This window comes from Corynebacterium sp. HMSC04H06, from assembly GCF_001815935.1.
Classification (GTDB): Bacteria; Actinomycetota; Actinomycetes; order Mycobacteriales; family Mycobacteriaceae; genus Corynebacterium.
The window spans coordinates 1-4,727 of sequence record NZ_KV823398.1 but is presented as its reverse complement, the minus strand read 5'-3'; the positions used below and the strand labels follow the sequence as shown (position 1 = coordinate 4,727).

At 57.4% G+C, this 4,727-nt stretch carries 5 protein-coding genes; all 5 read left to right on the top strand.

Translation table 11 applies throughout. The features are described 5' to 3' along the window. The first annotated feature begins 309 nt into the window (after positions 1-309). Positions 310-759, top strand: coding sequence for a hypothetical protein (locus HMPREF3067_RS00495; RefSeq protein WP_141759293.1), 450 nt, complete (start codon positions 310-312; stop codon positions 757-759). After that, positions 749-1,141, top strand: coding sequence for an ImmA/IrrE family metallo-endopeptidase (locus tag HMPREF3067_RS00490; RefSeq protein WP_141759292.1), 393 nt, complete (start codon positions 749-751; stop codon positions 1,139-1,141). The genes HMPREF3067_RS00495 and HMPREF3067_RS00490 overlap by 11 nt, the downstream gene beginning before the upstream one ends. A 66-nt stretch (positions 1,142-1,207) precedes the next feature. After that, positions 1,208-2,296 (top strand): type I restriction enzyme HsdR N-terminal domain-containing protein, encoded by a 1,089-nt coding sequence (locus tag HMPREF3067_RS00485; protein ID WP_070767796.1) that lies wholly within the window; start codon positions 1,208-1,210, stop codon positions 2,294-2,296. Positions 2,297-2,495: 199 nt separating this feature from the next. Then, complete coding sequence (locus HMPREF3067_RS10880) at positions 2,496-3,452, top strand: P63C domain-containing protein (protein WP_083319056.1); 957 nt, start codon at positions 2,496-2,498, stop codon at positions 3,450-3,452. 131 nt (positions 3,453-3,583) lie between these two features. After that, a partial coding sequence (locus HMPREF3067_RS00475) for a site-specific integrase (protein WP_070767794.1) occupies positions 3,584-4,727 on the top strand: 1,144 nt, incomplete at its 3' end.

The window sequence follows — 4,727 nt, the reverse complement described above, 5'->3', positions numbered from 1 at the left end:
AGCCTCACACACAAACTTCCTGACACCCTCTCGCCCACAAGGGCTTCAATAACCTCGGGCAAGATTTTGTATTCGATATGAATGCCTTCCGACGCGCCGTCTACATCGATATTGATTCCCGAATCGTCGGGCACGATGTTGAGCTTGTGAATCTTCGGGACCATTCCATTCACCTCCTTAGTGCTTTCTACCTGACAGTTAGACACTATGCCTTACCGTTAGGCGACGTGTCAAGTCCTGTATCAAAATTGTTCGTAACCCCAGGTCAACAGTTAGACAAAACGCCTAACATGCTGTATTGTGGAGGCCATGAACAACAGTGAATGGCTAGAAAAGGTCACCAACAACGCGTCAGTCAATGCGGCCGCAAACCGTGCCGGTATTGTTCAGCGCACACTTTCCCGCCAGGTAGAGCGCGGAGAAATCTCCGCCGAAAACGTCATTGCCATTGCCACCGCCTACGGCGCGCACCCGGTTCGTGCCCTGGTTGATACCGGCTATTTGGATGAGAAGTACGCGCGCACGGTCGACCCCATGACCGCCCTACGCAGCGTCACCGAGGACCAGCTAGCTGACGAGGTCCTGCGCCGCATGAAACGCGGCCTCAAGACCGACGAGTTCACTACCGACATCAATGACTTGGCTGCTCGTCGTGCGGGTGCCCCCGTGTCCGACGTGGATGATTCAATGCCGCTCAGCGCGGTTGCTTACAGCGGCCCGGATGAAGACGCGGAAAGGAATGATGCGGATGACGATTAGCGCGGTAGAGCTGCACCTCCTAGCCGAAAGCATGGGCGTGCAGATTCGGCGCCACACCGGCGGGCCACCCGGCTGGTACGACCACCACCGGCGCATAATCAGCACGAGGCGCGGCCAATCCATCAACCAGTACAAAAGCGTCCTGGCCCACGAGCTAGGCCACGCCGCCCAGCGCGACACCCCTACCGGCAACGGGCACTATGACCAGCGCCAAGAAAGGCGTGCCGACGAATACGCCGCCCGCCTACTCATCAACCCCACCGACTTCAAAGCCGCCGCCGTATGGCACAACGGACACCTGCCCGCCATCGCCGACGAACTCGAAGTCACCCAACACATACTCAAAACCTGGCTCGGAATGCACATGCACCGCGCCGCCTAACCTCCTGGACCACAGCGCGCCGCCAACGTCCCTAAACTTGCCCACCCCTACGAAAGGAACCGCCCCATGAGCATCGACCAAGCCGTACACACCCTCGCGGCAAAAGTAAAAGAGCTCAAACCCATCATCGAAACCGAAGAGGCAACCAAGACCGCCTTCATCATCCCGTTCATCAGCACCGTGCTGGGATACGACGTCACCGACCCCCGCGAGGTCATCCCGGAATATACCGCAGACGTCGGCATCAAGAAGGGCGAAAAGGTTGACTTTGCCATCAAGGCAGGCGATGACTTCCGATTCCTCATCGAATGCAAAAAGATTGGCGAGCCACTTAGCCTGAACCACGCGAACCAGCTGGTCCGTTACTTCAACGTCACCGACACCGAGTTTGCGATTCTCACCAACGGTGAGGTGTACGAGTTCTACGCCCAGCTGGACGCGGCGAACCGGATGGACGAGAAGCCGTTCATGACGCTGGACCTGGCGAACATCGATGCCCGCATTTTCCCACACCTTGATATGTGCACGAAGTCCAGGTTTGATTCCGACACGATTGCCGCCAGCGCGGAGCAACTGAAGTACGTCGCCGAAATCAAGAAGGTGTTAGTGTCGCAGTTCCGGGAGCCGGACGCAGACTGGGTTAAGCTCATTGCGGCACGCGTGACGTCGCGGCGCATGACCGCGCAAAACCTCGAGGTGTTCACCAAGCTTGTGGAGACGGCGCAGAGCCAGTTCCTGAAGGATGAGGCGAACCGCCGGCTGCGTTCCGCGCAGGACTTCGAGGAGACGCAGCCCGTTGCAGCCGGCGTTGCAGCGCCGGAGGTTGAAGAGGATGCGGTCGCAGGGGCAGCTGCGGACAACGGTATTGTGACCACCGAGGAGGAAATCGCGGCGTTCAATATCATTCGCGCGATTTGCTGCGCGGAGGTGCCGGCCGCTGACATCGCGCTCCGCGATGCGAAGAGCTACTGCGCAATCCTTTTCGAGGACAACAACCGCAAGCCGATTGCGCGCCTGTACTTTGACCGCCAGGTTCCGCGCATCGGCATCTTCGACGAGAACAAGGAAGAGCACCAGTTCGATATTTCCGCTGTTGAGGATATCTATCAGTTTGCGGACCAGCTGCGGGCGCGCTGTGTGGCACTGAAGGCGTAAAACGCCGAAACCGCCCCTCACCCGGCGTGGGACCAGGGAGGGGCGGGGCTAGTCAACCAGCTGCTGCAGTGTAAAACACTATGCGCAACGCCAACGGCATAGCGCGCAAGCCCTGTTCGCCACCAGGCAGTTCTTTGCGAATATGCTGGTAAAAAGGCCGCGCGCCCTCCACAATTTCACAGTATGATATTATGCCGATATGACATCGCATAACGGAAAATTGCCGACGCCCGACCCCCGCAAAGTCGCAGCCCAAACCGCCGCCGACGCCCGATGGGGAAAAACAGTCGAAAGAGCAACACACCAAGGCCCCCTCGAGATCGCAGGAACGATACTCGACTGCTCCGTCCTCACCGACGGGCGCAGAATAATCAGCCAAGCCTCGATCATGGAAGTGCTAAACCGCTCCCAATCGAGCGGTCGCCGCACACGGAACGACAATCGGCCTCCATTTCTGGAGGCAAATAACCTCCTGCCATATATCACACCGGAACTCAAAGAACAACTTCAACGAGTTCAATACAGAGTAGGCGACGAAAAACAAGAAAAGAGTGGATACAACGCCGAAATCCTCCCCCGCATCTGCAACGTATACATGGACGCAGAAGAAGATGGAGTTCTTACCGCAAATCAGCAACCAGCAGCTGCCGCATCACGGAGGGTAGTAAAAGCACTTTCCCTTGTAGGCATCACTGCCCTCGTCGATGAAGCAACAGGATACCAAGAGACCAGGGCGAAAGATGAACTACAAAAGCTCTTGGATGCATACATCGCTGAAGATTTTCGCCCATGGATTAGGACGTTCCCTGAGACTTTTTTCAAGGAGATTTACCGTTTACACGGCTGGAAGTTTAAACCAGGTGATCACCATCACCCGCAATACGTCGGAAAAATCATCAACAAATACATCTACGAAGCTATGCCATCAGGGGTGCTCGACCGATTACGTGAATTGAACCCGAAAAACGAACAAGGAAATCGGCCCAGAAAGCACCACCAACACCTTGCAAAAAACGTCGGGGTTACCCATCTGGAAGGACAGATACAACAAGTAATCGCTCTGATGAAAGCCTCAGATGATAAGCAAGAATTCGATTATCTATTCGCCAAGGCCACAAAGCGAAATTCCCCAGTGCAAGAAATTCTTGAGTTTTAAGACAAGACTGTCTCAGCTCAAACATGACAACTACGGGGCGCCCTTGGCGTGCGATGTTCCAAGAGCGCCCCTAGTATTTCTCAAGATAGCCCTTTGCTGTCCTACAGCACCGGCTAGGAAGTGATTTTAGCATGGCATCGATTAAGGCGTACAAGACAGCAAAAGGGCGGGCTTGGCGTGTGCAGTACCGGTCCCCGGATGGACGTTCACGGACTAAACAAGGCTTTCGCACCAAGACCGAGGCCCAGGCATGGGCGGACAAAAACGCGGTTGCAGTCCGTGAAAATGACTGGATAGACCCGGCGGCGGGCAAGACCACGGTCGACTCGATGCATGGCGCCTGGTGGGCTTCCCTCGCGCACTGCAAGCCAAACTACCGGCGTCAGCTAGACGTGGCCTGGGACCATCACGTGCGCCCCGTGTGGGGCAACCGCCAGGTGGCCAGTATCCGCCGGTCAGAGGTGCAAGAATGGGTCTCCACGATTCGGCGTGTTCGTCCGAATAAGTCGGGGTCTACTTCCCCGTCGTCGACGCTGGTGGCCAATTGCCACGCGGTTCTCAAGCAAATTCTTGACGTCGCGGTAGACGACGGTAGGCTTCGCTCTAACCCGGCGGTAGGGGTGAAGCTACCTCGTAAGTCCGGCCCGGTGAAGGCGTACCTCACCCCTGCCCAACTAAACGCGCTTGTCGCGGAGTGCGGCGAGCGCGGGGATATTATCGCTGTCCTGGGCACGGTTGGCCTACGGTGGGGCGAGCTGGCGGGCCTGCGGGTCAAGGATGTGAATGTGCTGCGGCGTCGTTTGACGGTGGCTCAGGCTATTGCTCGTGATGATTCGGGTGAGTGGGTGCCGATGGAGTCTAAATCATGGGAGCAGAGGACTGTGGCGGTGCCGGCGTCGATTATGCCGCTGATTCAGACCGCGATAGCCGGTAAGGGCCCGGAGGCGCTGGTCTGGGAGCGTCCTTCTGGTGGGTTTCTGCGCCCACTGGGCCATACGTCGTTTTTTCACCAGGCGGTAAGACGGTGTGTCCAGAATGGGGTAATCCCGGACAGTCTTACCCCGCATGGGCTAAGGCATGTGGCGGCCGGGCAGATGGTGGCCGCGGGCGCGTCTGTGAAGGCGGTGCAGCGGCAGTTGGGCCATAAGTCCGCGATGCTCACCCTGGATACGTATGCGGATTTGTTCGATGGTGACCTGGATGAGGTGGCGGGCCGTATGGATGAGGGGCTTCGTGGGATGTCGTGGAGGGTGTCAGGAAGTTTGTGTGTGAGGC

Coding starts and splice junctions, on each gene's coding strand:
- HMPREF3067_RS00490 (WP_141759292.1), top strand. CDS start 749: ATGACGATTAGCGCGGTAGAGCTGCACCTCCTAGCCGAAAGCATGGGC.
- HMPREF3067_RS10880 (WP_083319056.1), top strand. CDS start 2,496: ATGACATCGCATAACGGAAAATTGCCGACGCCCGACCCCCGCAAAGTC.
- HMPREF3067_RS00495 (WP_141759293.1), top strand. CDS start 310: ATGAACAACAGTGAATGGCTAGAAAAGGTCACCAACAACGCGTCAGTC.
- HMPREF3067_RS00485 (WP_070767796.1), top strand. CDS start 1,208: ATGAGCATCGACCAAGCCGTACACACCCTCGCGGCAAAAGTAAAAGAG.